Source organism: Micromonospora sp. NPDC049081, from assembly GCF_040648835.1.
Classification (GTDB): Bacteria; Actinomycetota; Actinomycetes; order Mycobacteriales; family Micromonosporaceae; genus Micromonospora; species Micromonospora antibiotica.
This window is the reverse complement of record NZ_JBEZEK010000072.1, coordinates 1-1,150: the sequence shown is the minus strand read 5'-3', so window position 1 is coordinate 1,150 and position 1,150 is coordinate 1. Positions and strand designations below refer to the sequence as shown.

Annotated in this window: 1 protein-coding gene and 1 pseudogene; both read left to right on the top strand. The window is 67.8% G+C overall.

Annotated elements, in window-relative coordinates; translation table 11 throughout:
• Positions 1–52 precede the first annotated feature (52 nt).
• A pseudogene (locus tag AB0B63_RS32505) lies at positions 53–178 on the top strand (helix-turn-helix domain-containing protein); the annotation flags it as partial.
• Complete coding sequence (locus AB0B63_RS32500) at positions 152–1,123, top strand: IS30 family transposase (protein WP_357025898.1); 972 nt, start codon at positions 152–154, stop codon at positions 1,121–1,123. The pseudogene AB0B63_RS32505 and the gene AB0B63_RS32500, both read left to right, overlap by 27 nt.
• Positions 1,124–1,150: the final 27 nt, after the last annotated feature.

Genomic DNA, 1,150 nt, shown 5'->3' with positions numbered 1-1,150 from the left:
GGCGGTTTCTAGGCTTCAGTGCAACTGATCTTGGGTTGGGTTGGAGGTCCTGGTGGCGAAGCCGGGTGTGTTGACGTTCGGGCATCGGCAGGTGTTGGAGCATCTGTGGGCTTCGGGTCGGACGATCTCGCAGATCGCGGGGCTTCTCGGGGTGCCGGCGTGCACGGTGTCGCGGGAGGTGGCGAGGAACAACAGCGCGCGGCATGGGACGAAGAACCCGCTCGGGCGGTCGTTGCCGTCTGGGCGGGCTCGTCGTCCGTACCGGTGGGGGTATCAGGCGCAGTGGGCGCAGCGGCGGGCTGACGCGGCCAGGAAGCGGCGGGCGTCGTCGAAGCTGGCGGCGGGCACCCGGCTGCGGCAGGTCGTGGCGGGGAAACTGGCCCGTAGGTGGTCACCGAAGCAGATCACCGCGTGGCTACGGGCCACGTTCACCGACCGGCCGGAGTTGCAGGTGTCCCACGAGACCATCTACCAGGCGATCTACGTGCAGTCACGAGGCGGCCTGCGGGCCGAGTTGACCCGGCAGGTGGCCCTGAGATCGGGACGCACCCAGCGACGCCCGCAACCGCGTGCCACGACCGCCACCCGCAGCCGACGGCCCTGGATCGGCGACCTACACATCAGCAACCGACCGGCCGAAGCCACCGACCGGGCGGTACCAGGGCACTGGGAAGGCGACCTCGTCATCGGCAAAGCCGGAACGTCAGCGATCGTGACCCTGGTAGAACGAGCCACCCGTTACGTCATGCTCGGCGCCCTGCCCCACAGCCGCGACAGCGCCGCCGTCATCAGCGTCCTCACCACCCTGGCCACCCGCATGCCCACACACCTACGACGCTCACTGACCTGGGACCAGGGCACCGAGATGGCCACCCACCCCACCTTCACCATCGCCACCGGCTGCCCGGTCTACTTCTGCGACCCCCACAGCCCCTGGCAACGCGGCACCAACGAGAACACCAACGGACTCCTGCGCCAGTACTTCCCCAAGAGCACCTACGACTTCCGCACCATCGACCAAACCGGCCTCGACGAAGTCGCCCACGAACTCAACACCCGACCCCGCGAAACACTCGACTGGAACACACCAGCCCAACGCCTCGCACAACTCATCGTCCCCTAACGATTGCACTCACCCCTTGACCCCGCC